Annotated in this window: 16 protein-coding genes; 9 read left to right on the top strand and 7 right to left on the bottom strand. The window is 65.4% G+C overall.

The features are described 5' to 3' along the window. Positions 1–56: 56 nt before the first annotated feature. Positions 57–5,771 carry a DUF4082 domain-containing protein gene (locus C1H84_RS14635; RefSeq protein WP_113607802.1) on the bottom strand — a complete coding sequence of 1,905 codons (5,715 nt, stop codon included), beginning with the start codon at positions 5,769–5,771 and terminating at the stop codon, positions 57–59. A gap of 552 nt (positions 5,772–6,323) precedes the next feature. Between C1H84_RS14635 and C1H84_RS14630 the strand changes: the two genes are divergently transcribed. The 6 genes from C1H84_RS14630 to C1H84_RS14605 all read left to right on the top strand — a co-directional run bounded on the left by C1H84_RS14630 (position 6,324) and on the right by C1H84_RS14605 (position 16,218). Continuing rightward, positions 6,324–8,480 carry a response regulator transcription factor gene (locus C1H84_RS14630; protein ID WP_244910921.1) on the top strand — a complete coding sequence of 719 codons (2,157 nt, stop codon included), beginning with the start codon at positions 6,324–6,326 and terminating at the stop codon, positions 8,478–8,480. Positions 8,481–8,828: 348 nt separating this feature from the next. Then, positions 8,829–9,359, top strand: a complete 531-nt coding sequence (locus C1H84_RS14625; protein ID WP_407717459.1) for an FAD synthase family protein — start codon at positions 8,829–8,831, stop codon at positions 9,357–9,359. A gap of 93 nt (positions 9,360–9,452) precedes the next feature. Continuing rightward, entirely contained in the window at positions 9,453–10,592 is a 1,140-nt protein-coding gene (locus C1H84_RS14620) for a DUF1972 domain-containing protein (protein ID WP_052772328.1), read from the top strand. A gap of 186 nt (positions 10,593–10,778) precedes the next feature. Continuing rightward, the gene (locus C1H84_RS14615; protein WP_113607799.1) at positions 10,779–11,621 is read left to right on the top strand and encodes a CDP-alcohol phosphatidyltransferase family protein; all 843 of its coding nucleotides are present in this window, start codon (positions 10,779–10,781) and stop codon (positions 11,619–11,621) included. After that, positions 11,618–12,382 carry a hypothetical protein gene (locus C1H84_RS14610; RefSeq protein WP_113607798.1) on the top strand — a complete coding sequence of 255 codons (765 nt, stop codon included), beginning with the start codon at positions 11,618–11,620 and terminating at the stop codon, positions 12,380–12,382. Before C1H84_RS14615 ends, C1H84_RS14610 begins: the two co-directional genes overlap by 4 nt. Continuing rightward, positions 12,379–16,218, top strand: coding sequence for a LamG domain-containing protein (locus C1H84_RS14605; protein WP_220124917.1), 3,840 nt, complete (start codon positions 12,379–12,381; stop codon positions 16,216–16,218). The genes C1H84_RS14610 and C1H84_RS14605 overlap by 4 nt, the downstream gene beginning before the upstream one ends. Positions 16,219–16,643: 425 nt before the next feature. On the opposite strand, the gene C1H84_RS14600 is transcribed toward C1H84_RS14605, so the two are convergent. Genes C1H84_RS14600 through C1H84_RS14585 form a run of 4 tightly spaced genes read right to left on the bottom strand, consistent with a single transcriptional unit; the run spans position 16,644 to position 21,086 of the window. Next, positions 16,644–17,960 carry a lipopolysaccharide biosynthesis protein gene (locus tag C1H84_RS14600; protein ID WP_244910920.1) on the bottom strand — a complete coding sequence of 439 codons (1,317 nt, stop codon included), beginning with the start codon at positions 17,958–17,960 and terminating at the stop codon, positions 16,644–16,646. 14 nt (positions 17,961–17,974) lie between these two features. Then, the gene (locus tag C1H84_RS14595; protein ID WP_113607796.1) at positions 17,975–19,081 is read right to left on the bottom strand and encodes a glycosyltransferase family 4 protein; all 1,107 of its coding nucleotides are present in this window, start codon (positions 19,079–19,081) and stop codon (positions 17,975–17,977) included. Then, complete coding sequence (locus C1H84_RS14590; protein ID WP_113607795.1) at positions 19,078–20,070, bottom strand: glycosyltransferase family A protein; 993 nt, start codon at positions 20,068–20,070, stop codon at positions 19,078–19,080. Before C1H84_RS14590 ends, C1H84_RS14595 begins: the two co-directional genes overlap by 4 nt. Beyond that, on the bottom strand, positions 20,067–21,086 hold the full coding sequence (locus C1H84_RS14585; RefSeq protein ID WP_113607794.1) for a glycosyltransferase: 1,020 nt from the start codon (positions 21,084–21,086) through the stop codon (positions 20,067–20,069). Before C1H84_RS14585 ends, C1H84_RS14590 begins: the two co-directional genes overlap by 4 nt. Positions 21,087–21,156: 70 nt before the next feature. Between C1H84_RS14585 and C1H84_RS14580 the strand changes: the two genes are divergently transcribed. Further along, positions 21,157–22,071, top strand: a complete 915-nt coding sequence (locus C1H84_RS14580) for a glycosyltransferase family 2 protein (protein ID WP_181728156.1) — start codon at positions 21,157–21,159, stop codon at positions 22,069–22,071. On the opposite strand, the gene C1H84_RS14575 is transcribed toward C1H84_RS14580, so the two are convergent. Then, positions 22,068–22,640: an arsenate reductase/protein-tyrosine-phosphatase family protein gene (locus C1H84_RS14575; RefSeq protein ID WP_113607792.1), complete on the bottom strand. Its 573-nt coding sequence runs from the start codon at positions 22,638–22,640 to the stop codon at positions 22,068–22,070. The genes C1H84_RS14580 and C1H84_RS14575 overlap by 4 nt on opposite strands. Before the next feature lie 117 nt (positions 22,641–22,757). Between C1H84_RS14575 and C1H84_RS14570 the strand changes: the two genes are divergently transcribed. Both C1H84_RS14570 and C1H84_RS18315 read left to right on the top strand, forming a co-directional pair. Next, complete coding sequence (locus tag C1H84_RS14570; RefSeq protein ID WP_113607791.1) at positions 22,758–24,194, top strand: tyrosine-protein kinase domain-containing protein; 1,437 nt, start codon at positions 22,758–22,760, stop codon at positions 24,192–24,194. Next, positions 24,172–25,446: an O-antigen ligase family protein gene (locus C1H84_RS18315; protein ID WP_181728155.1), complete on the top strand. Its 1,275-nt coding sequence runs from the start codon at positions 24,172–24,174 to the stop codon at positions 25,444–25,446. Before C1H84_RS14570 ends, C1H84_RS18315 begins: the two co-directional genes overlap by 23 nt. Here C1H84_RS18315 and C1H84_RS14560 read toward each other — a convergent pair. Further along, positions 25,409–26,584 (bottom strand): glycosyltransferase, encoded by a 1,176-nt coding sequence (locus C1H84_RS14560; protein WP_113607790.1) that lies wholly within the window; start codon positions 26,582–26,584, stop codon positions 25,409–25,411. The two genes, C1H84_RS18315 and C1H84_RS14560, sit on opposite strands and share 38 nt — an antisense overlap. Between the last annotated feature and the right edge of the window lie 13 nt (positions 26,585–26,597).

Genomic DNA, 26,597 nt, shown 5'->3' with positions numbered 1-26,597 from the left:
CGACGTCTGCTCCCTTTGCAACCCGTGTGCCCGCGTCTGCGGTTCTCCTATTGCTCTCAAGCCTCAGGTGGCCTGGAGGGCTGCTGCGCCGCGTGGTCCGTGTCGCTTGGCGTCGGGGTTGGTGTTTCATCGGCGTCCGCGGTGGGTGTGGCAGTTTCCGAGGGCTGGTCTGGCCCGGAGGAAGCGGCAGTCTGAGACGGCGTCGTTGTCTCCGGTGCCGGGGATTCGGCTGGCGTACCGGAGTCCTGCTTCGCCGGGGCAGGGCCGCCCGCGGCTTTCCGGGCCGCCGGGGCCTGCGTCACCGAATACAGCAGATCCGCGAAGTAGTTGCTGTGGTTCCAGGAGCTGGTCGGCCTGCTGCCGGAGCCGTAGGCGTACAACCCGTTGCTGCCCGACAGGCTCAACGCCGCGTTGCTCTTCCCGTTGGCGAAGTCCGCACCAGTGACGACATACCCGCCGTTGGGCGCGTGGTAGGAGACCGTGAACTGCTCGCCGGAGCTGATCGCCACCGGTGCGCTCAGGTAGGCGGTGTACCAGCCTGGAGCCGCGGCCGGCCCGAAGGTCGTGGTGGCCAGCAGGTTGCCTTGGGAGTCCCATAGGCTTCCGCTGGATGCCCCGGTTCCGGTGCTGCCGCGGTAGTAGCGGATGGCGTGGACCGTCAGGTCCGCGGAAGCCTCCAGATGCATTCCCAGCTCAACCTCGCCGGTATCCTGCGGATCCAGCGTCTGCGGGACCTGGTCTCCCAGGAAGGAGTCCAGCTGGATCTCCGCACCGGAGGTGTGGACGGTCCAGGGCGCGATGGAGGCCGCGGCGGAGTCGACTCCCCGGATGTTCTGCGGCGTCACTGTCAGCACGCTGCTTTCCGGCAGGGCGGCCGCCGGGGTGAACGTCAGGGTGGTGCCCTGCTGGCCCAGCTGCGAGGTCCCCTGGATCTCGCCGTCCGGGCCGCTGACCTTCAGCGAGGCTCCGCTTTCCAGCGCCTGGCTGAAGGTTGCGCTCAGCGTGCTGTCCAGGGCGATGTTCGAGGCTCCGGCTTCCGGGTTGCGTTCGGTGACGGTGACCGGCTCGGCCTTCGGGACAAACCTGACATCCACCAGGTAGCTGGTGGTTACCGAGCCGGCTGGGTAGCCTGTGCCGTAGGTGTAGTGGCCGGCCTGCGCGCTGGTCTTCAGGTGCCCGGTTTGCGTTGCCGCAGCGAACTTGCCCGGGGTCGCCGGATAGATGCCGTTGCTGCGGTAGGCGGCCACGTAATCGTTGTTCGGCTGGATCTGCACCGGTGTCTCGAAGGCGGCGTACTGCCAGCCGGAAACGTTGGAGTCGGGGAACTGGACAGTTGCCAGCACCTCGCCCGTGGTCGAGTACAGCGTGCCGGTATGCGTTCCGGTTTCTCCGATGCTCCGGTAGAACTCAAGCCCGGTCAGCTTTCCTTCGACGTCCGAGGAGAACCTGGTGCCCAGGGTCACCGGCGTTCCGTCGTCTATCGCCGGGACTGTCGGTGTCTCGGTGTTGCCGAACAGTCCGCACGGGCAGTTCGCTGGATCCTCCGGCACCGCGGCCGTCCGGAATGAATAGGAGGACGGGTTGGCGAAGCCTTCGGGTTCCCCGCTGATGGAGAATTCCACGGTGTAGACGGTGTCCGCCTGCAGCGGGGCCTGCGGGGTGAAGGTCAACGTGGTCCGCTCGGTGTTCAGCGCCGCGGCACCGCCCACGGCAGTTCCGCCCTGCTTCAGGGATAGGGTCGAGCCCTCGGCCACCGCGCGGTTGAACGTGGCGGACACCGGAGAGGTGGCCTGGACCGATGAAGCCTGCGCTTCGGGGCTGCGGGAGGTGACCTTCAGGTCGCTCGGTGCCGAGCTGCTCGGGGATGGCGTTTCGGTGGGCTGCCCGGAGCCGGAGAGGCTTCGGTAGACCAGGTCTGCGAAGTAGTTGCTGTTGTTCCAGGAACTGCTTGGCATGGACCCGGAGCCGTAGCCGAAGACGCCGTTGAAGCCCTTCAGCGACAGGATGCCATCGGACTTGCCGTTGGCGAAGTCAGCTCCGGTGAAAACGTACCCGCCCTTGGGTGCCTGGTAGGAGACCGTGAACTCGGCGCCCGCGGCCAAGGTGACCGGGGTGCTCAGGAACGCTGTCTGCCATCCTTGGGCGGTGGTGGCCGGGAAGCGGGCGGTGCCCAGCAGGTTGCCCTGCGCATCCCAGACGCTGCCGGTGTGCTCGCCGTATCCCAGCGGACCCTGGTAGTAGCGCAGCGCCTGGATCTCGACGTCCTGGCTGCTGGTGAGCCTGATGCCAAGCTCAGTCGCCGCGGAATCCGACGGATCGAGGTTTGCCGGTTCCTGGGCGCCCAGGAAGGTGCGCAGCTGCTCATCGCCGCCCGCGGTGCGGAAGGTCCACGCAGGGATCTGCGCCGCACCGGTGTCCACACCGGAGATGTTCTTCGGCGTGACGGTGATGACGCTCGCCGCGGGCAGCGGCGCGGCAGGGGTGAAGGTCAGTTTCTTCGCATCCTCCGACACCGCCGTGGTTCCGGCGATGGCGTTGCCTGAGGAGCTGACCTCCAGTTGCGCCCCAGCCTGAAGCGGCTGGCTGAAGGTCGCGGTGACCCGCGAGTCGACCGGGGCGTCGAAGACGCCGCTGGCCGGGGTGCGCTGGTCAAGGCTGACTGGTTTGCCCTTCGGCTGGAAGCGGACGTCCACCAGGTAGCTGCTGGAGACCATCGCGTTGGGGAACTGGTCGCCATAGGTGTAGTGCCCTGCCGAAGCGCTGGTGCGCAGCGGGCCGACCTGCGTCGGGCTGCCCAGTGCACCGGGGGAGACCGGGTAGATACCGTTGCTGCGGTAGGCCGCCACGTACTCGGTGTTCGCGGAGATGGTCACCGGGGTGTCGAAGGCGGCGTACTGCCAGCCGACGGCCGAGTCATCCGGGAAGGTGGCTTCGGCGAGCTGCTGTCCGGTGGCGGAATACAGCCATCCGGTGTGCGCTCCGGTCTCACCCGGGCTGCGGTAGAACTCCAGTCCGAGCAGCTGTCCGTCTTCGGTGGCGGAGAAGCGGGTTCCCAGGGTGACCGGCTGGCCGTCATTGACGGCCGGCACGGCGGGAACTTCCGCATCCCGGTACAGGCCGCACGGGCAGTCGTTGGGATCCGCCGGCGTGGCAAGCACCGTGGTGAAGCTCCAGGTGCCTCCGCTGCTCACCGCGTTGCCGGTGGTATCGGTGGCGGTGACCTGCGCCGTGTAGGTGGTGCCCTTGGACAGTTCCGCCTGCGGGGTGAAAACCGCCTTGCGTGTTGCCGCGTCATAGGCGGTGCTGCCCGGCACTGCCGTATTGGAGCCGTCCTTCAGCGTGATCTGGACCGACCCGGGATCCACCTTCTTGGACAGGGTGGCCGTGATGGGTGTGGTGGTCGGGACGCTGCGCGCGGTGTCGATTGGGGAGTGGCCGTAGGCGTTGAGGCTGATGGATTCCCCGGTTTCGAAGACCGCGTCGACGAAGTAGTTCGCCCGGTCCCAGTCACGTGTGGGGAAGCCGGTGCCGCTGGTGAACAGGCCTGCCGACGGGACCCCGAAGCCTCCGGCGGCGCCGATCGGGTTCGCCTCGGATCCGCGGTAGGCGAAGTCCTGGGTGACCGCCGAGTAGTGCCCGTTCGGCGCGTGGTAGGAGACCACGAACTCGTCTCCGGCCCGGGCTTCCACCGGCTTGGCGAAGCTTGCGGTCTGCCAGCCTTCGGCGGATTCGTTGGAGAACGTCACGGTGGCCAGCTCGGTGCCGTTCAGCGACCACAGCGTTCCGGTGTGCGTGCCGGTGTTGGCCTTGGACTTGTAGAAGCGCACCCCTGTCACGTACCCGTCGGTCTGCGCGGTGAATCGCAGGCCCAGTTCCACTGCCGCCGAGTCGCCGGCATCAGCGGTGTCCGGCACCCGTTGGCCGAAGACGCTGTAGGGCCCGGTGATCTGCAGCGGCACTTCGGTGGCCTGCTGCGGATAGTTCGCGGAGTCGTCCACCGCGCGCACCAGCAGCTGCTCCTCGCCGCTGCCTTCCTGCACCGCGGTGAAGCTCCAGTTGCTCGATCCCTGGGCGGCCTTCCAGGTGGTTCCGCCGTCGAAGGAGTACTCCACGGCGGCGACCCTGCCGCCGGTGTCGCTGGCTGTGCCCTTGACGGTGATTTTCTCTCCGTTGCGCACCGATCCGGTGGGCGCGGTGGTCACGTTGACAGTGGGCGCCGTGGTGTCCTTGGGGGCGGTGGGCATAACCAGCCCGCTCATCAAGGTGGTCGGCAGGCTGTCCATGTCAGCGAGCAGGTTGACCTGGGCCTGCTGCATGCGGGAGTCGGCCGGCGCGCCATTGCCGTCATGCCACTGGTCCAGGCCCCAGGACCACTGCACCGAGCCGGTGGAGAAGACCAGTGCCCCGCTGGCCGCGCGGTACATGGTCGTATGGTGGGTGGTATTGCCAGCGGCCACGGTATTGCCGAAGTCCTGCAGGTATTCGGGCACCTGGCCAGTGGTGGTGGACAGGTGGATCAATCCCGGCGGGCGGAAGCCGTTGGGCAGATCTTCATTTGATTCGTAGCCCACGGTGTGCGGGGCAAGCTCGGTTTTGCTGCCCGGGCTTTGCGCATTCAGCGGCGTATCGCGCCACAGGCGCATCTTGCCTTCCTCGGCATTCACTGTCACTGGCAAATCCCCGCTGTTGACCACGTAGGCGGTGCCGGTCAGTCCGTTTTCCGGAAGTCCGCCGCCGTTGGCGGTCGAGGCGAAGCGCGGGTCGCGCCATGTTCCGGTCCATTCGGTGGCCGGATCGATCTTGTTGTTGCCCCAGGTTTCCTTGTAGGTGACCAGCGTGCGGTAGTCCTTCTGGTCAGTGGGCGACTTCTCGTAGCGGGTGCGCCAGTACACCTCGTTGCCGGTCAGGAACTGCAAGTTGACGCCTGCGTCCCGGGCGTCCTCGACGTTCTTGCGCTGCTGGCCCGACCAGTATTCGTCGTGTCCCACGGAGACGAAGACCTTGTGGTTCTTCAGCAGCTGCCCGTGCCGGTCCGTGTCCACGCCGGAGAAGTAGCTGACGTCGTAGCCGTTGCGCTCCAGAAAGCGCACCAGCGGGTATTCGGCCCCGAAGTAGAAGTCGCGGGCCTCCACGCCCGCCCGGGTGGCGAAGGGCCGGTTGTAGCTGAGCTTGAAGGCTCGGCCGTTGTCCGCGCCGGAGTAGAAATCCGAGCCGCCGTACAGGTTGTAGGCGTGCCAGGTGGGATCCGAGGTCTGGACCAGCACGTCGGAAGTGCTTGCCTCGTTGCGCACGATGAAGGTGATGTGGCTGGATCCGCCGGTGTCCTTGCGCGTGAGCTTGGCCAGGTACACCCCGGAGACGGCGTCAGCCGGGACGTCCCAGGACGCGGAGACATCCCATGTGCCGCAGTCGGTCAGTTCCGTGGTGACGTCGGTGCGGCAATCGCGCTGGTGTTGGGGGAGCGGAACGCTAGGTTGCACCGAGGCAATCTTGCGGGCGCCCAGGCCCTGGTACCAACCGGTGCGGTAGATGTCTATGGTGTAGGCGCTGGCATCCGTGTCGATCTTGAAGTCGACGCGCTGGCCCACGTTGACGCTGATGTCGGTGGCGAATCCCTGGATGGAGTCGTCCCCGGCACCGTCGATGTCCCATTCGTCGAAGGACGTCCCCGCTTTGGAGTTTTCGCAGACGATGGCGTTGACGTCCGGGCCGCAACCGGGTGTTACCGCAACTGCGGGAACCGCCGTCAATCCGACGGCGACCAGTGCCAACGCAGAACAAGCCGCCGCGGCGATCCTCGCGGTCCGGCTGAGTGTCTTTATAAAGCGGCGTGTCATCCCCATGACAAAGCCCATTTCATCCCCCAATGATGCGTCTGACGACGCGCGAGCGTGGATGCCGCCGAATCAGCAATTCTCCGGGGCATGCCCAGCATACGGCTAAATACAACCCTTAAAGTATGCGAATTGGAGAATCGAGAAATTACTGAGTATGAATTTTGCGCCATGTGGAAAGCATCCGTGGACTCGGGGAATCGGAATTGCGCAGGTCGCAACCCGAATCGGGTTTTCGGGGCCCGGATCCAGTGGCAGGTCAGATCGCAGATGAGGGCATAGGTTTCGTCTCCTACGCGCCCATTTAGTGTGCCAATGAAATATTGTTGGTAGTTAGACGGCGATTTTCAAGGCGCCGGTACATGGGCTCGCACCAGAGGGGAATAATGATCGCTGAATCGACCACTTATTCCAAAATCCCCTCCATCACTAGTTGTGCTTCGCAACAGTATGCGGCACTACGCGGACAAAGACCGCGAGGTGCCGAAAATGCCTGAGCCGATGTACGCCCTGGGCCAGCCGTCGGACCAGCTTGCGACGTTTTTGGCGACACCAGGCTGCCCGACCGTGCTGATCCTCGGTTCGCCGGGCATGGGGAAATTCGAGCTCCTGACCCAGACCATGCGGATCACTCATCCCGGTGAGCAGCCGGCAATGCTGAAATGCGACCCGGCGGGGATGAATGAACCGCTAGGCGCGCTGGCGGAGCTGCTGCAGCTGTCCAAGGGTGCCTCCATCACCATTCCCCATGCGGCGAGGCTGCTGAGCCTTCACCTGGCGAATGAGACAAGCCGACAGCTGCTGGTGGTGCAGGATGGGCAGTACCTGGATCCCGCCAGCGCTTATGTCCTGATGACCGTGGCTTCGATGCACAAGCTCCAACTGGTGGTGCTCTCAACCCGTCTGGACTGGAATGCTGAAGTCAACGAGGTGCTCTTGTCCGAAGCCCCGGACAACGTCATAGTCCTCGGGCCCCTGGAATTGAACCAGGTGCGGCAACGCGTGTCCCGGCTCGCGCAGCGCGAGGTCACGGTTTCAACTGCACGCCTTGTCCTGCGCCTGTCGGGGGGAATCCCCGCCTTGGTCGAGGCCATCACCCCCGAACTGCTCCGCTGCAGTCCACCTGCGGAAACCGGCCCGTGGGCCGCGCACCTGCTGCGCTGCGAACTGACGGAAAACCTGAGACTGGTGCTGGGCGACCTGATTGGAAGGATGGATCCGGAACTTTCCTCGCTGCTGCAACGCATCGCGACCAGCCCTACGCAGTCCATCGACGTGGACTCCTTGCCGGAGCCGGTCCAGCTGGCGCGGCTGCTGAACAGCGGATATCTGCGCGCGGACCAGGGGAGCATCTCGGCAACTGCCGACGTGCTCATCCAGTTGCTGGCCGAGCGCGAATCCAGCGCCAAGGAGCTCCAGGCACCTGCTGTCGACAATAACCTTCCTGCGGATTCGGGCTCCATCGCCCGGGCCCTGGACCGGGGCAATTACGAGCAGGTGCTCAAGCAGCAAGCCGGCCCGAACCCCGAACCAGGCGCTATGCTCCTGATCCCGGCAGCCCGGGAAATGGTTGGCGACTACCGCCCCGCACCGCTGGGCGACGAGAAACCCGCAAGGCTCCTTGCCTCAATTAATGAATCCTTCTCCGCCATGAACCTTGACGCCGCGGCTGAGTCTGCCCTGCAGCTGAGCCGCTGGTCCACCGGGCATCCCGGGCGCTGGTACCCGCGCTTGCGTTCAACGATTTACGGCCTTTTGGCGCTCATGACCATCGACGGGCCGCCACAAGCCGAAGAATTCCTGGAACGGGTAGTTCGCAGCGCCCCGCCGCTATGGAGCGAACTTAATGGCGCCACGCTGTCGCTTTGTGCCGCCGTCGTGCATAATTCGGCTGGAAATTTCAGGGCCGCCCACAGCGCCGCATGCGAGGCGGCCAGCGAGTTCGCAGGCAACGACTCGCTGGGACTGTATCCGGTTGCAGTTTTCCTCGCCGATTCCCTGAGCAGCCACCACGCAGACGAGGCCCATGACCACGCCGTTAATGCCGACTTGAAGGCGCTCGCCGGCCAGATCCTCAACGGTGACGTTGCTGGGGTTGCCCATCCGTTGTGGTTCCAGGCACTGTCGGCGGCAATAGCCAATCGCAGGATCCGTCCCATGGACGAGACGCTCGCGCAACTGCAACTCCTTGAACAGCAAGTGGAATGCCCGTGGAAATGGACTTTGGGTGCAGTGCTTGGCTTCATGAATCCGGAACTTCCCGTCGAATTCGAGGAAGTCAAGGATCTCTATGAACGGGGTCATCGATTCGCCGCGTACCTCTTGGTCAACAATCCGTTCGCGGGTCCCGGCCCGCGGGGCGACATTGCCATGGATCCGCGTGTCGCAGGCGGCCTGCAGCAGATTGAGCGGGACCTGTCGGAAATATCGGGCCTCCGAACTCCCGAACCCCCGGTCGCCCCTGCGGTCTTGACCGCTCGCGAGCGGCAAATCGCCCGACTGGCGCAGCAGGGTGCGAACAACCGGGAAATTGCGGATGAGTTGTATCTTTCCCGCCGGACGGTTGAAGGCCATCTGTACCGTGCATTTCGAAAGCTGGACATCGACACTCGTGACGAGCTCACTCGCATAGTGCTCGATCCCTAATTTTCTTCCCACCTGTTCCGGGTACCCAATAATTACTTGGTTTCGAGTATTCCCAAATTTGGGTATCAGACCTGGCTCTCTCGGGGGCCTGCGCTGACTAGACTGATACAAATTTCATCTGATGATTTATCTACAGATGAATACGTTCTTTGGGGGATTGTTGTTGGGAGTTCGCTGCCGGCAACAAAAAGATCTAAGTAGTAGACGGCGTAGGGGAATCTTTGGCTCGGATAGCAACCGGCTGACCTCGCTTCTTACTACTTGGCACTCGGTTAATACCGGGTGTGAACCCTGCATTAGGACTTTGACTGGTCAAAAGAGCTTCTTGGGGGCTGGCGGAATCGCAAGATGCCGCGGGCAGCGAAGCAGGGGAAGAAGGGGACGAAACCGATGGGTCGAGCCGGACATGAACCACGGGGGAACAACAAAGGCAGCATTGGCTACGCAGTTGGAGCATTCGATTTGTTCCACATTGGCCACCTGAACCTGATCAAGCAGGCGCGGGAACACTGCGATGAACTCATTATCGGCGTGGTCAGCGACGACGTGCTGGAGCGCACCAAGGGTGCGCGCCCGGTCATTCCGGAATATGAACGACTGGAAATCGTCAAGAACCTGAGCATTGTCGACCGTGCTGTGCTCGAAACCAACGAAGACCGTCTTGAGACATGGAAAGAGCTCGGCTTCACCGTGTTCTTCAAGGGCGACGATTGGAAGGGCACCGCCAAGGGCCGTGACCTGGAGCGCCGATTCGCCGAAGTCGGTGTGCAGATCCAGTACTTCCCGTACACGGTCCACACCTCCTCAAGTCTGCTGCGCCGCGCGTTGCAGTCCCTGGACAGCGCATCCGCCAAGGAATCGGAGGCAGCTTCGCAATAGGAAGGAAAACGGCTCCCGCCTCTGTACGGTGGGCGCCGGTAAGCGAAAGCAACAGCCGAAAGCGGAGATGAGGGGGAACTCATGCGGATAGCAATGATGGGTACGCGCGGGGTACCGGCGACCTATGGAGGATTTGAAACGGCCATCGAAGAGGTCGGAAAGCGGCTGGTTGAGCGCGGCCATGAAGTTGTGGTCTACTGCCGCGACACCAGTGCGAAAGTCGAGCGGCAGGAGAGCTACCTCGGCATGGAACTGGTGCACCTTCCCGCCTTGCATACCAAGTCGCTGGAAACGCTGACCCATTCAGGGCTGTCGGCCGTTCACCTGGCGGCGCATCGGACCGACGCGGCGCTGGTATTCAACGCGGCGAATGCCGTCTGGCTTCCGATTTTGAAGGCGGCTCGCATCCCGGCGGCCACGCACGTGGACGGCCTTGAATGGAAACGCGCCAAATGGGGCGGCGTCGGAAAGCGCTACTACCGGATCTGCGAGAGCCTGGCGGTGAAGTGGTCCAAGGCGTTGATCTCCGATGCCCAGGGCATCGCCGACTACTACACCGAGAAGTTCTCCGCGGAGTCGTACCTGATTGCCTACGGCGCCCCGGACTGCCGTGCAGTGGGCCACCGCAGGCTTGCAGCCGTGGATCTCAAGCCACGGGGCTACCACCTGGTGGTGGCACGGTTCGAGCCTGAAAACCACGTGGAGATGATCGTGGAGGGCCACCGGCGCTCCGGCAGCACCATGCCGCTGGTGGTTGTGGGGTCCAGCCCTTATGCGGATGAATACACCGCACGGGTGAAAGCCCAGGCCTCGGAATCGGTGCGTTTCCTCGGTGGCGTCTGGGACCAGGAGCTGCTCAACGAGCTGTATGCCAATGCCTACGTGTACTGGCACGGCCATTCGGTCGGCGGCACCAACCCCTCGCTGCTGCGCGCGCTCGGCTCGGGCACGGCGGTGGCAGGGTTCGATGTGTCCTTCAACCGGGAAGTTGCCGGGGCCGCGGGCAGGTTCTTCACCGATGCTGGCCACGCCGCAGAACTTTTCACCGAGCTGGAGCAGGATCCGGTGCAGCTGCACCGGCTGCGCAAGGCCACCGAAGCCGAAGCTGCACGCTATGACTGGGAGCTTGTCACCGACGGATACGAACAGCTGTGCCGGGACCTGGTGGAAGATCCGCGCCAGACGCGCCGGCAGCAGGAAAATGCCGAGGTCAAGCACATTCGCGCGGCCTAGCGGTGCGTACCGTGCATACGGTCTAACTACTTGAATTTTCGAGTATGCCTACTGCGGGTTTACTCGTGCCAAAAGATTCTGGAATACCTAAGGTAGGGGATACTCCATACAGAAATCCGTGCCACCGCCCAGTGCAGGCACGGATTCTGCGACGGAGCAAAGTCACATTGGGGGAGTGTGCAACATATGGGGAATATTGAGCGCGGTGCGCCGGCAAATGCCCGGCCCGACGCCCAGAACTACGCGGACGCGGATCGCTCGCCGAGCGCATCCGGTTCCAGCTATGCGGCCCAGGTGGCTGCGGGATGGCGCGAACTGTCCCAGGCTCAAAAGGGCGCTTCGAAGAGCGCACCAGCCTACTCACGTTATGTCAACCGCAAAATAGGCCGGCTCTTCGCCGCCCTTGCGGTGCCGTTGGGCGTCAGCCCGAACCAGATCACCATGCTCAGCGCGCTGTTCACCACCGCCGGCATCCTGCTGATCGCGCTGGTGCCAGTAGGCCTCGGCGCGGGCATTGCCGCAGCGGTGCTGATGGCGGTGGGCTACGCACTGGATTCATCGGACGGCCAGGTCGCGCGGCTGCAGCGCAGCGGCTCGCTGGCCGGCGAATGGCTCGACCACTGCGTGGACGCCGTCAAGACCAGTGCCTTGCCGCTGGCTGTCGCGGTCGGCTTGTACCGCGCGCAGATCGAGCCGCAGTGGTACCTGCTGGTCCCGCTCGCTGCCTGCGTGATCGGTGCCTCCACCTTCTTCTTGATGATCCTGACCGAGCAGTTCAGGCTGCGGCTGGGCGTCAAGGGAGTGAGCGCGGAAAACGGCGCGAAGCCGAGCATTCTCCGCGCACTGCTGGTGCTGCCCATGGATTACGGCGTGATGTGCTGGGTGTTTGTGCTGTGGGGGATTCCGCAGCTCTTCCTGCCGGTCTACGCGCTGATCACCCTTGGCGCCGCGGGCTTCCTGGTGCTGGCGATGCGCAAGTGGTTCAAGGAAATCACCGCGCTGGTCCGCGAGCCCAAGGACGCGTCATGAGCGCCCGGCCGGTTCGCCGCAGGATTTCGCGGCTTGCCGCCGCCGTGCTGGTGGCAGGCGCCTTGGGCTTCTGCGCCTCGTGCACCACCGGCACTGGCACCGACGCCGGAGCGGCGACAAGCCAGGAATCCGCATGGACGGATACGCACTCCGCGGCGCCCACCGGATCCCCGGCCACGAGCTCCGGCGCGCCGGTGGAACCCTCCGAGCAGGCTACCTCCCCGGAGGTCAAGGCGGTTCAGGGCTCCCAAGGCGTGGAGAATTCCTACGGAGTCAGCGAAGCACCGCGCTCCTCGGAACCGGATGCCACCTCGCAGGCCAAATTGGCGCAGCAGCCGCAGAAGCAGCACAAGACCGCCAAGCTGGGCGCCGAGGTGCAAGTAGTTCCCGATGTGGTGGTGGAGCTGGGCAAGATCCGTGCGGTCACGGCCGAAGCGAGCCTGCCCGGGGAAATCGGCGGCCCTGCAATCCAGGTTCCCGTCAGCATCACCAACAACACGGATGCCGACATCCTGACCCGGGACGTGGTGACCGACATCTTCTTCGGCAAGGACCAGCTGCCCGGCATTCCGCTGATCAGCGCAGAGAATGACCAATTTCCGGTGAACCTGGCCCCCGGGGCCACGGCAACCGCAACCTATGTCGTGGTGCTTCCGGACAACGCCGGCACCACCGTTCGCGTCACGGTGAACTACCGTGCCGCCGATCCACTCGCAGTTTTCGAGGGCACCTGGCCCGGCGCAGCAGGAGTAAAGAAATGAGCATAAACATCCCGGAACCGCTGGGGGCGGTCCGGAACGGGCGCAGCATGGGGCGCGCCCTGCTGGCATTCATGGCCAGCCTGGCCATGGTGATTGCCTTGGGACTGGTGTACGCGCCGCGCGCGGCCGCAGACACCAGCCCGGCCAATCCGGCCGACCCGGCGACTCCTGCCACGGTCAGCGCCGACGCGCTGCCCACGGTGCAGATCGACGGGGTGGTCTGGCAGCAGGCGATCTACGGCAACACCGTCTACGCGGTCGGCAGCTTCACCACCGCGCGCCCTGCCGGTGCCGCACCGGGCACGCAGACCGTGGCGCGGAACAACATCCTCGCCTACGACCTGACCACCGGTGCCTTGAAAACCGCGTTCAATGCGAACCTCAACGGGCAGGCGAAGTCCATCGCCATCGCCCCGGACGGCTCGCGCATCTACGTGGGCGGCGCCTTCACCACCGTCAACGGGCAGGCCCGCCGCTACGTGGCGGCGCTGAATCCCACCACCGGCGCGCTGATCACCTCCTGGGCCCCGAACGTGGGCTCGCGGGTGTACGCGTTGGCCGCCACGGCGGACAAGGTCTACCTGGGCGGCTGGTTCAACAACGTCGGGTCGGCCCAGCGCACCAAGCTGGCAGCCGTTTCCGCCTCCAACGCGGCGCTGCTGCCGTGGAACCCGGTGCTCACCGACGGCGGCGACGTGATGGCCATGGAGCTGAACGCCGACGGCAGCAGGATCGTGGTGGGCGGCAACTTCAAGTCGGTGAACGGCTCCACCAACCCCGGCTGGGGCATGGCGATGCTGAGCACCGACGGGGTGGGGCAGCTGCTGCCCTTCGCCACCAACTCGCTGGTCCGCAACGCCGGCACCAGGGCGGCCATGCTGGACTTCGACACCCAGGGCGGCACGCTCTACGGCACGGGCTACCACTTCGGCGGCCCGGACGGCAATTTCGAGGGCACCTTCGCCACCGACTGGAATACCGGCAACACCACCTGGCTTCAGGACTGCCACGGCGACACCTACGGCGTCTATGGCGGGGCCACAGCGGTCTACACCGTGAGCCATGCGCACTACTGCGGCAATATCGGCGGCTTCCCGCAGACCGAGCCGTGGAGCTTCCATCATGCGCTGGCCTTCGGCACCAAGCCCACCGGCACCATCACCGCGGACCCGTACGGCTACTTCAACTACGCGGGCACCAAGCGCCCATCGCTGCTGGCCTGGTACCCGGACTTCTCCGTGGGCACCTTCACCGGCCAGTCGCAGGCCGCCTGGTCGGTGACCGGCACCAACGACTATGTCGTCATGGGCGGCGAGTTCCCGAGCGTCAACGGAACCAGGCAGCAGGGGCTGGTGCGCTTCGCCGTCAGCTCCAAGGCGCCGAACAAGCGCGGTCCGGTAGCGGACGGCGCGGCGTTGAACCCCACGGCGACCTCCTACGCCCGGGGCATGGCCAGCATCTCCTGGCCGGTGACCTGGGACATGGACAACCAGAACCTCACCTATGAGGTGTACCGGGACGGCAACCTGGCCACCCCGATCCATACCGCGACCCGCGCTTCCTCGTTCTGGCAGCTGGGCACCATGACCTATCGGGACTTGGGACTGGAGCCCGGCTCCACGCACACCTACCGGGTGTTCGTCAAGGACCCGATGGGCAACATCTCCCGCTCGGAATCGGTGAGCGTGAAGATCTCGAGCACCGGAACCATCAGCGGCTACGTCTCGAAGGTCTGGCAGGACGGGGCCCAGAACTACTGGCGCCTCGGGCAGCCCGGCGGGAACACCTCGGAGAACTGGGCCGGCGGCGCGCCGCTGAACCTGGCTTCCGGCACCACCAGCGGCCAGAGCGGGGCCCTGCCCACTGACACCGACACCGCCACCGGCTTCAACGGATCCAGCAGCGGCACCTCCGCCTCCGGCGAAGCCGTGCAGGGCCCCGACGAGTTCACCGTGGAAGCCTGGGTCAAGACCTCCAGCACCCGCGGGGGCAAGATCATCGGCTTCGGCAACGCGGCCGCCGGAAGCTCCAGCTCCTACGACCGGCATGTCTACATGGCAGGCAACGGGCAGATCTACTTCGGCGTGTACCCCGGCCAAGTGCGGACGGTGAACACCGCCACCGCCTACAACGACAACAAGTGGCACCACGTCGCGGCCTCCATGGGCCCGGCGGGCATGAAGCTGTACGTCGACGGGCAGCTGCAGGGCGAACGCTCCGACACCACCACCGGCCAAGGCTATGCAGGCTACTGGCGGGTCGGGGGCGACAACCTCAGCGGCTGGCCTGGACGCGGGTCCAGCGACTACCTCAACGGCACCATCGACGAGGTCGCCACCTACGACAAGGCGCTGAGCGCCGCGCAGGTCTCCGCCCACGCGGCCCTGGGCACCGGGACCGCACCCAACCAGGCGCCGACCGCCGCCTTCAGCAGCACCATCGACCAGCTGGACGTGAGCGTCGACGCGGCGGGATCCTCGGATCCCGACGGGGGCATCACCGAATACCGGTGGGACTTCGGCGACGGCACCCCCGTGGTTTCCGGCGCCTCGGCCACCGCGAGCCACAGCTACGCGAAGGCCGGAACCTACATGGTGTCCCTGCGGGTCAGCGATGCGGACGGCGCCACCGACACGGCGACCAAGTCGGTCACCGTCACCGCCAACCAGGCTCCGAAGGCCGCGTTCACCGCGAGCACCCAGAACCTGCGCCTGGCGGTGAACGCCTCCGGCTCCTCGGATCCGGACGGCAGCATCACCTCCTACCTGTGGGACTTCGGCGACGGCACGGCCCCGGTGGAGCGCACCACCGCTTCCACCACGCATGACTACGCCGCCGGCGGGGACTACACCGTGTCGCTGACAGTGACCGACAACAACGGTGCGGTGAACGTGCTCACCAAGCAGGTCACCGTGGCCGCCGCCCCGCAGAACGCCAAGCCGGTGCCGGTGTTCACCACCGCCACCGACGCCTTGAAGCTCAGCGTGGACGGCGCCGGCTCCAGCGACCCGGATGGAACCATCACCGGGTACTTCTGGAACTTCGGCGACGGCACTGCGCCGGTCAGCGGCACCGCGAAGACTGCCACCCACACCTACGCCAAGGCGGGAACCTACTCGGTCACCCTGACGGTGACGGACAACGAGCAGGCCACCGCCAGCAGCAGCCAGGAGGTTGTGGTCCAGGCCCCGGCCGGCGCCGGGGTGCTGGCGAGGGATGCGTTCAACCGCACCCTGGCCACCGGCTGGGGCGGCGCGGACCAGGGCGGCGACTGGCTGCTGAACAGCTACTCCACCTCGCGGGCCTCGGTCGGCGGCGGAGCGGGCAAGTTCAGCGTCCCGGCCGGACGCACGGTGCGCGCGGACCTGCCGGCGGTGTCCACCACTGACACCGTGACCACGGTGAAGCTGTCCATCGACAAGAACCAGAATGCCGGCGGCATTTACGGTTCGGTGGTTGGACGCGCGGTTCCCACGGTGGGCGACTACCAGGTGAAGTACTACCGGTCGCTGTCCGGAGGCATGCAGCTGTTCCTGCAGCGGGTCCAGGGCGGTGAAAACCAGCTGGCGGTGGTGACGCTGCCGTCCATCGGATTCACCGCCGGGGACGAGCTGAACATCAAGCTCAAGGTCTCCGGAACGGCACCGACCAGCCTGTCGGCCAAGGCCTGGAAGCAGGGGACCACGGAGCCTGCCGCCTGGCAGATCACGGCCACCGACTCCACCGCGGCCATGCAGGCCCCGGGCGGCGTGGCGGTCACGAACTACCTGTCCGGATCCACCACGAACGGCCCGATCCAGGTCTCGTACCTGGATGTGGCGGTGGATTCCGAATAATCCGCTCCGGCGGATAGCCCGGAAAATACCACGAAGCCGCGGGCTTCAGCGACAATGCTGACGCCCGCGGCTTCGTGTTTAACCTTGGTGTCGCGGCGCCTATCGGGTCCGGTGCGTTTCGGATGCTGCAGATGCTGCATGGGAACCGTCCGCCTGCCGTGTCCCGGTACGCCGGGGCACCGGGTGAGCACAGAGCGGCAGAGCCAGAGACCGGGTCATATGCCGAGTCACCGGCCCGAACGTAGCGCAGCCGACGCCGCCCGGCACCACCAAGATGGCTCCTGCTCCGGGCGCCGTGCGGCGGGGAAGAACGGCCCGGCCCTGTTGCTGGACGGGACCGGGCCGGAAGCTGCCGATCAGGCAAGGCGCAAGCGCTGACAGAGCTCAGGAAGGCAGGAAGGGCCGCCGAGGCTGCCGGAAGGGACTCAGCCCGCCGGGGGAGCGGCGACCGTTGCGGTGGCCTGCTGCGCCCGGCGGCGCAGGTCCCTTCGCACGTAGAAGAAGTTCGGGATCACCTGGCAGGCGAAGACCGCAATACATGAACCGATGACGGTGCCGGCCGGACCCCAGACACCGATCAGGTAGATGGACAGGCCCAGGCTGAGCGGCACCATGCAGAAGATCGGGAGCACCTGGAAGCGCAGGCCGTTGAAATCCGTCATATACATGCCCATGGGGTATTTCGCCGCCTGCAGGGTGGTCAGCAGCACGAAGGCCAGCAGCAGGCCGAGGGACAGCGTGATTTTTCCGCTGGACATGAATTCAGCGAGCCACGGCGCGAGCACTGCCAGGGCGGCGGAGATCCCCAGTCCGAAACCGAGGAACACCACGGTGATCTTGAACGGCGAATGGATGACTCCGTCGCTGCGGGCCTTGGAGAAGTGGGGCCACAGCACCATGCCGCCGGCATTGATGACCTGGATGGCCATGCCGAACAGCTGGGCGGCGAGGTTGTACTCCGCCACGTCATCGGTGCCGCGCAGGTGGCTGAGCAGGATGCGGTCGGTCTGCATGGCCAGCGGCAGGGCAATCATCTGCAGCAGCATGGGCCAGGCGAGGCCCATGGTGGGCACACCGGGGTAGCGGCGGACCATGAAGATCCGGCGGAAGTACACCGGCACCATACCCGGCAGGCTGCGGGCCACCATGGCCAGGCAGATCAGCGAGACGAGCACCGAGGCCAGGTAGGAGAAGAGCGCCAGATACGGTCCGGCGGGAAGCACCAGGATCACGCACAGCGCCACCATGCCGAGCATGAAGGGCGCGACCACCGCCTGGCTCATGGTCTGGCTGGTGGTGCGCTTCAGGCCGATGAGCAGCCGCTGGGCAATACCCAGCGGCAGGGCCAGCCCGAACACCACGGCGCACAGGGTGGCGGTGATTTCCCCCTCGATCCCGAGCACCGCGCCGCCGAGGATCAGCGGCCAGGTCCCGGTGAGGAAAAACAGCACGCCGGCCGCCGCGATGCACAGCCCGGAGATCACCAGGATACGCAGCGCCGAGACCACCGAGGCGGTGACATTCTCGTCCTCGACAGGATCCTTGGCCGCCGAAATCGCGTTGATGACCACCGCCCCGACACCGAGATCCGCAAAGGGAATCAACGCCGGCAGCGTGGCCAGCAGCCCGTACTGGGCGTAGGCGTCCACGCCGAAGTTGGAGATGATCAACCGACCGGTGATGATGGCCAGCAGGCCGCCCATACCCATGATCAGGAGTTTGGCCAGCGCAGTGCTGCCCATGATGCGCCACATGCTCAGCCCTCCCGATGCATCCAGAGGTCTGCCGCATGCCGCCCGTCAACCTCGGGCAATACCGCGGGAGTTTCGAGCTGCGCTGCCGCATGAGCCAGCGCGGTGCTGAGCTTTGATGCCAATTCAGTATCCAAATCTCGATGATCGATGACCGTGTGGCCGTTCTCGTCCAGCCAGCTGGCCAGGCCCGTTTCGTCGGTGGTGACCACATGGCAGCCGTGGGCCAGCGCCTCCACGATGGGCAGACCCACCTGTTCGCGCCAGCGCGGGGTCCTGCGCGAGGGAAGGACCAGCACATGGCTTCGGCGCAGGTTCTCATGAATGAGTTGGCGCGGCGGGTCGAGATGGACCTCCACGCGCGCATCCGCGGCCGCGAGTTCTTGGACCTGGGCGGTCAATTGCCCCTTGCCGATCAGCACCATGCGGGCCTCGGCAAGCTCCTCCCGAACCTTTGGCCACGCCGCCAACACGGCGTCCAAACCCTTGCGCGGGCTGAAATCCCCGATGAACACAAGAGTTGGTACCCGGGCGCGCGGCAGTTCGTCGCAATGGCAGGTTGCCGGCAGGGCCGGGATCAGCTCTTGCTTGATGTCGCTGCCGGGTGACAGCAGGGTCTTGTAGAGCTGTTCGGCCCCGGGCGTTCCGTAGCACAACCTGTCCAAGCGGCTGGAGAGCGACCGGGACAGGCGGCGGTCAAGTTGGATGCGGAGTTTCGACTTCCAGGTGGCTGCCGGCCGCGAGAACGGATCGAGGTTTTCCAGCGCGTAGCTGACCACCTGCGCCTTGCGTCCAGGGTTCAGCCGCACCGCCAGGGCGGCCAGCAGGCTGCCGGCCAGGCCTTCGCGCATCAGCGGCTCGTTGACCTCCAGGAAACTGACCCGGGCACGCAGCAGCAGCCATGCGGTCTGCCAGATGGATGATTGGTAGGCCTTGACCCGGCTGGCCAGCTGGGCATCGAAATCGTAGCGCCGCTGTCGGTACAGATAAACGGCCGGCGCGAACTCGGTGGCGCGTTCAAGATGCGCGGTGCGGATGGTCTGGTAGATCTTGACCCGTCCGCCGCAGGCGTTGATGGCGTCCAGTACCTCGTGGCTCCTGCGGCGGCTCACCGCGCATGCTCCAAGACGGCAGGCCGATTGACCTTCCGGATCGACTTCTTGCCGCGTCCGTACTCCTGGTAGGCGTAGCCGCAGGCGCCGACCAGCTGTCCCGCGCCGCGGTAGACGGTCCGCGCGCCACGGGCTTCCTTGGGCAAATCGGAGGCCAGCTTGCCGGCAAGGCTGCGCACGGTGCCGAACACCATGCGCGCCAGGCCCCCGGCCAGGAAAACCGCGCGGCTGCGCAGGTGGCCCGGGCTGTGGTCCAGGAACTGCGCGACCAGTGCTTCGCTGCTGCCAACCCTGAAACTGCGCTGGCGAACCCAGCGCTTGGTGGCGCGGTCTGCCGGCACCGGGTCCACGGCCTTCGCCTCGTTGCACCAAAGGATCCGGCCGCCGCAGGCGACCAGCTGCCGGGTCAGCAGCGAATCCTCGCCGCCGATTTGTCCCAATTCAAGGCTGAAGCGCAGGTTATGTCGGCGCAGGAAATCCAAGTCCAGCAGGAGGTTGTTGCTGGCAGCCGCCGGGACGGTGCTGCCGGTGGCGCGTTCGGGACGGTTGAAATAGCGTCCCGCCGCAACCCACGGCTCGGCCGTTGCCGGCAGCTCGGGCAAAACATGCCCGCTGACCGCTTGACAGCGTTCCTTGAGCCAGAGCGACAGCAGCAGTTCGAGCCAGCGAGGCTGGGGAATGATGTCGTCATCCACGAACAACAGGAGCCTGTCCGCGGCGGACTCGTCCAAGGCCCGGTTGCGCGCCGAGGAGATTCCAGGCCTGGGCTCATGGTGGTAGGTGATGCGCGCCGGATCCAGGCCGACGATGTCCTGGGCTTCGGGCTGCTCTGCGTTGTCGATGACACGAATGTGCACCCGGAGCTTGGACGACAGGTCTTTGGGCAATCCCTTGATCTGTTCAAGCAACGCATGGATGGTCAAGGGAAGCCGGTCGGGGCGGTGGTAGGTCAGCACCGCAATGGCGGCATCGAGCCGGACCCCGCTCATGCCGACACTCCCGGAATGGACGCGCCGATACGGTGCAGCGCTTGCTCGTAGGCGCGCACGTGCGCCCGGCCGGTGTGCTCCCAGCCGCGGCTCGACAAGTCCGGCGCCTGGGCCGGGGGATTCTGCTCAACTGCATCCACTGCACGTTGCAGATCCTCGGCGGTCAGTTCGCCGGAGAACAGGTGCACCCATCCCGGTCCGACTTCGCGGGCCAGCTCCCTGTTGATCTCGTTGTCGGGGATCAGCACTGGCCGCTGCAGCGACAGCGCCGCCAGGGTTCCGCCGGAATTGTGCATCAGCTTGTACGGAAGCACCACAAGCTGCGCTTCGCGGATTTCGCGGGCGAAATCTTCCTCGGACTGGAATGCCAAGCTCAAATGGATGCGCTGGTCGTCCCCGCAGAGCCTGCGGATCTCGCCGCTGATCGATTCGGAGCTCGGATTGCCTGCGACATGCAGGGACAGTCCGGGGCCGCGCAGTGCGCGGAAGGCAGTGATCAAGGATTCAACACCCTTGTAGCGGCGTACCAGCCCGGTGAAGGCGATACGGCCGGGGACCGTTTGCGGTGCCGGGAACCGGCTGAACCAGTCAATGTAGTGGCCGTGCGGGATCAGCCGCACCGCGCTGCCCGGCGGGCAGGGTGTATGCCGATTCAAGCGGATCCGCACCGCGGTCTGGTTCTCAAAGGTATCCAGGATCCGGTGCTGCAGGCGCCCCAGTCCGCTAGGCCGCTCCAGGTTGTGCACCGTGCGGACAATCGGGATGCGCTTGGCCTTCAGCCGGGCCAGGAAAGCCAGGGTGAGCAGCTGGCGCGCCAATGATTTCAACGGCGAACTGCCGGAGCCCAAGTTCTCTGGCCAATGCACATGGTAGACGTCGAAAGTGCCGGTCAGCGCCGTCTTCCAAGTGAAGTTCTGGACTTCAACGTCAGGCTGGGCGCGCAGCGTCTCGGCGAGCATGACTAGATAAGGATTTGTCGTGGTGCGATTGGGCGGAAAGCCCTGCAAGACGATCATGATTCTCCCCACAGAATCGATCTCAAGTAATGTAACTCACGATAGCGTAAATATCGTAAGGCTTCAGGATATGTCCAAGAAAAAGTCCATTTGGTGTGTCGTGCTCGTGGTGAATTACGGTTCCCATGAACTGATTGCACGGAATTTCAGCACCCTCCCGCGGCGGGAAGACGGCGTGGCCATGGTGGTGGTGGACAACCTCAGCACCGAGGCCGAGCGGCGCGAGATCCGCGCACTGTGCGAGGAACGCGGCTGGGATCTAGTCACCAGCGGGATCAATCTGGGATTCGGTACCGGGGTCAACGTCGGGGTCGATTATGCACTGGACCTTGATCCGGAAACCATCGTCTTGCTGAACCCGGATGCGGTGATCGATGCCTCCGGGCTGAGGCAATTGGCCGATGCGGTGCGCGAGGATGAACAGCGGCTGGTCTGCCCGCGCATCGAGGACACTGCCGGCAAGGTCTTTTTCGCCGGCGCCCTGCTGGACATGCAGACCGGCGGAACCTTGGGCGCCTCCTCGCCGAAGCGCAGGGCCGACGGAGTCTACCGGGAGTGGCTGACCGGAGCGTGCCTGGCCTTCGCCCCGTCGCTATGGCGCAAGCTCGGGGGATTCTCCGACGACTATTTCCTGTACTGGGAAGATGTCGACTTCTCGTTCCGCGCGGTGCACGCCGGGGCGGAACTCCACTACGCGCCGCACATCCTGGTGGTCCATGACGAAGGCGGAACCCAGCAAGCCGGCGGACAGCGGGCCAAATCCGAGGTGTACTACTACTACAACATCCGCAACCGGATGCTGTTCGCTCGCACCTGGTTGACAGGCGCGGAACAAAGCCGCTGGATCCGCGGATCCCTGCGGGCTTCATGGGACGTCATATTGCGTGGCGGACGACGACAGCTGCTTGGATCCCTTGCCCCGTGGCGGGCGCTGGTTCGCGGGCTGTATGACGGACTGCAGGATGTCCGGGGCCCGAAACGCTAGGATTGCCCGGCCAGGTCCTTGGCATGCTGCTCCACCTGGCGCAGGACCCGCTCGTGGGCCGTATAGCCAAGCCCGTGTCCGTCGGCGATGCGCCCCGGTCCAAGGCGGCCGCGCCAGCGTCCGCGTGGATTCTGCAGTTCGGGCACCGGGACCAGTCCGCGCAGGTCATTGAGGACTTCTGGCAGCTGCCGGACCCACTGGGGGTCGGAGAGCATGCCGCGTGCCCTGGCTTCGACGGCCAGCGCGGAAGCTTCCACGAGCGTGTAGGTGCGGTGCCTGGCGCTGGGGCACAGGGCAGAGACCATGGCGCTGTGCTCGGGCTCCATGGTCAGTATGAGATCGGAACCCATGACCAGCTCTTCGCTGACAGGGCGGGAAAGATGCTCTGCCGGAGCGGCTGTCCCGAGCAGCCGCCCGGCGACTTGGCACAATTCGTATCCTGGCTTGGTCTGCACGCCAGCGCTGGCGATGTGGACCCCGGGATCTCCGCTCAGCGCATTGGCCAGCAGGGTCTGCGCAAAGGGCGAGCGGCAGACGTTCGCCTGGCACAGCACCAGCATTTGAAACATGTGAACATCCCTCGAAATATTTGATCGACACGTGGAGATATTCTTCCCCTCGGTGCCACACTAGCGGATGTTCGCGGTAGCATCGGGGCAAGACATCTGTAATTGGGGGACGATGCAATGGAATTGCCGCAGTACCTTTTGGCGCTTAGACGCCATTGGATTCTGATCTTGGTCTTGGCAGTGCTGTGGGGCGCGCTGGGCTACGGATACGGAAAGATATCACCGCCTACGTACACGGCAGGCTCCAGCGTGTTCGTGTCGGCGAGCTCGGGGGAGAACACCAGCGAACTGGTTCAGGGAAGCAACTTTACCCAGAACCTGATGCAGTCCTATGCCCAGCTGGCAACGATGCCGGTGGTGCTGGACCCGGTGATCCAGAAGCTCGGATTGGACGACACCGCCACGTCTCTGGCCAAGCGCATTGACGTGGACACGCCGTTGAACACGGTGCTCATCAACATCAAGGCGTCCGCGGGGGATGCCAGCGCCTCGGCGGACCTGGCCAACGCGGTGGCCGACGAACTGACGGTGCAGGTCCAGGGTCTTGCCCCGAAGCAGGCTTCGGGACAGCCTGCCATCGACATGAAGCCGGTGGCCAAGGCCGCGCCGCCGCAATTCCCGAGCGCTCCGAACACCAAGCTGCTGGCCGCCAGCGGCCTGGGCGCCGGACTGCTGCTCGGTATTCTCTACGCACTGCTGCGCTCACTGATCGATACCCGGGTGCGCACCGACCAGGATCTCCAGCGGCTCACCCCTTACCCGACGCTGGGCCAGGTGCCGCGTCGGGACAAGAAGGGCACCGGAGTGGTCATGCGTACCGCTCCGCACGACACGGTGTCAGAGGCCTACCGCCGGCTTGCCGCGAACCTCGAATTCCTCAGCCCTGATAATCCGGTCCGGTCGGTGGCCGTGACCTCTGCGCTGCCTGCCGAAGGCAAGAGTACTCTGACGTTGAACCTGGCCGTGGCACTGGCCGAGACACGCAAGCGCGTGCTGGTGATCGACGCGGATCTGCGCCGTCCCACCGTGGCCACGGTCTGCGGCATCGACGGGCAGTTCGGGCTGACCACGGTGCTCAGCGGCAATGCCCGCCTGGACGAGGCAATCGTCCAGTGGGGCCCGATCCACGTCATGCCCGCGGGGCGCACCGCGCCGAACCCGGCCGAACTGCTCAGCAGCATGGCCATGGCGGAGATTCTCGCGGCCAGTGCCGGAAACTTCGATTTTGTCCTGGTGGATTCGGCCCCGCTGCTGCCGGTGTCCGACACGTTGGCGTTGGTGCGCCACGTGGACGGCACGCTGCTGGTCACGCGGGCGGGTTCCACCAAGGTACGCCACCTGCGTACCGCGCTGAACGCCTTGGAAGGCGTCAAGGCCACCATCTGCGGCATCGTGCTGAACCGCGTGCGCGTTGGGGTCCGGGCCGAGCACTACAGCTACAACGACACGTCCGCAGCCAAGGGCCGCCGGGTCAAGCCGGTGGGCAACCCGCGCCGCATGCAGCTGCCCGAGGCTCCAGAGCGCGACGTCCATGACTCAGCGGCACATCACTAAGGACGGCCTGCGGGTCGCCCGGTGGGATGAAGGATATCCGGGACGCCAGATCACCGGCGCGCTGATGCTGTTCAGCGTCCTGCTGCTGGGCAACCGGGAGATCCTGGACTACAACGCGACCATCGGGTACCTGTTCGCCACGGCGCTGCTGCCGTTGTGGATCATGGAATTCAGGCGCTACCGCGCAGGGAACTGGTTCGCCGCCGGCGCGGTGGTCTGCGTGATCAGCGGATTATGGCTGGCCGCCTTCAGCTCGCAAACCCACGAGGTGGTGGCTTCCACGCTGCTTGGCGCGCTGGCGCTGTTCCTGGGATTCGTTGTCACCGTGATGGTGCTGCTGTGGGCGCGCCGGATCTTCCCGGTGTGGGTGCTCGGCCTCGTCTACGGCCTGGGCATGCTCAGCAGCATCTCCACCGGGGGACTGGCTGCCGGGAATTTCTGGAAATACGCGCTGGCGACGCCGTTGACAGTCATCGGATTGTCCTTGGCCGCCGGCATCCTGGCACGCAGCCGCGCCGCCGGGCGCCTGGCTGACCTGCTCATGCTGGCGGTATTCGCCGCCATGTCACTGCTGAATGACTCGCGCTCGATGTTCGGAACCCTGCTCATCGTTGCCGCGCTGGTGGGATGGCAGGTGCTGCCGCGCGGGCGCAGCGTGCGCAACAGCATGGTGCGTTCCTTCGCGGCGCTGGGGCTGGTGGTTGTCGCCCTGTACAACGTGGGAACGTCCATGGCTCTGGAGGGCATGCTGGGCGAGGCGGCCGCCGAGCGTTCGGCCATGCAGCTTCAGATGTCAGGCTCCCTGCTGCTGGGCGGACGTCCCGAGCTGATGGCCACCTTGAGCCTGATGGCGAACCAGCCCCTGGGCTACGGGCTGGGGGTTGATCCGCAGCTGAGCGACATCATGGTCGCCAAGCAGGGCATGGCAAGCATCGGCTACAACCCGGACAACGGCTACGTTGAACGATTCATGTTCGGGCACCAGTTCGAGCTGCATTCCACCGCGGCTGACCTGTGGGTGACCATGGGGATCCCCGGTTTGGTGTTCGCCTTGGCCTTGGGCGCGGGGTGCGTGCTGTGGATCCTGCACGCGGTCGCCGCGCGGGAAGCCAGTGCGCTGGTGCTGTTCCTGGCCGTGTACTCCCTGTGGAACCTGATGTTCAGCCCGTTCTATTCGGCGGTGCCCACGCTCGGCCTGGCGGTGGGCCTGATGTTCAGCTTGCGCTCGGAACGGGAGCCGAGCCGGGAATGATTCCCTGTACCTGGTCCGCGAAGGAGCTGCCATAGGTTTGCGGGTCGTAGCGCCGGGCGGCTTCCTGGCGGTCCGCGGCGGAACGGCGGCGGAATTCCTCCCAGTTGCCGATGATGGAGCTGATCCCGTCGGCCAGGGCCGCGGCGTCATCCGGGTCCACCAGCACTGCGCTGTCCAGCCCGCGCACCGCCTCCGGCAATCCTCCGATGCGGGAAACCACGACCGGACGGTGCGCCAGCACCGCTTCCACCGCGGTATTCCCGAAGGGCTCGTCCACGGTGGAGGGAACGATGGCGATGTCGCAGGCCGCGTAGTGCGGCCAGACCGGGTTGTCGAAGCCCAGGAAATTGACCCGCGACGGGTCGGGGAGCGCTGCGGCCTGCTCACGAAGCTTTTGCTCAAACCATTCGTAGCCTTCGAACACCGCACCGAGCAGGTCCAACTGGATGTCCAGCCCTTGTTCCTGCAGCAGCTTCAGCGCATCCAGCGCCACATGGGCCCCCTTGCGTTCGGACAGGCGGCCGACGAAAAGCACCCGTACAGGTCCGTCCAAGGCTGGGCGCGGCGCTGCGGCGGACTCCGGGCCTGGGACTCCGTTGTAGATGACGGTGGATTTGCCCTTGAGCCATGGGGCGACTTCGGTGAGCGATTCGGTGCTGTAGTCGCTGTTGAGCACCACTTTGCGGCACAGGGTGCCGGGCAGGGCCAAGGCCAACCGGAGCACGCGGGGCGCATTGCGCTCGGACTCGTGGACATGCAGCAGCACAGGGATGCGCCGAAGTTTTGCCGTGAGGATCCACAGCGGGATTGTTGCGGTATTGACCACCACGGCGGCGGGGCGGTGCCGGCCCAGCAGCTTGTAGCCCTGGGCCAGCGCTTGCGCGCTGTCTTTCACGAATCGGGCGAAGGCCCACGGTCGCAGCAGCGACTTGCGAAGCACCGGCACGTCCATGAGATCGACCTGGGCACCGGCCGCTTCCAGTATCGGAGCCAGCGGCCCGGTTTTCGGAAGGGTTGCGACAACACGAAAGCCCCGGGCTGCCAGGCCGGCCACGCTTTCAATGAGAACGCGGTCCGACCCGTACAGCTCGGGGCTGGGGTGTGCAACGAGGATGGTGCCAGGCTCTTGACGGTTCATAGAACCATCATGG

Source organism: Glutamicibacter soli, assembly GCF_003309065.1.
In the GTDB taxonomy this organism is placed as follows: domain Bacteria; phylum Actinomycetota; class Actinomycetes; order Actinomycetales; family Micrococcaceae; genus Glutamicibacter; species Glutamicibacter soli.
Note: the sequence above shows the minus strand (reverse complement) of the source record. Positions and strands in the feature narration are given on the sequence as shown.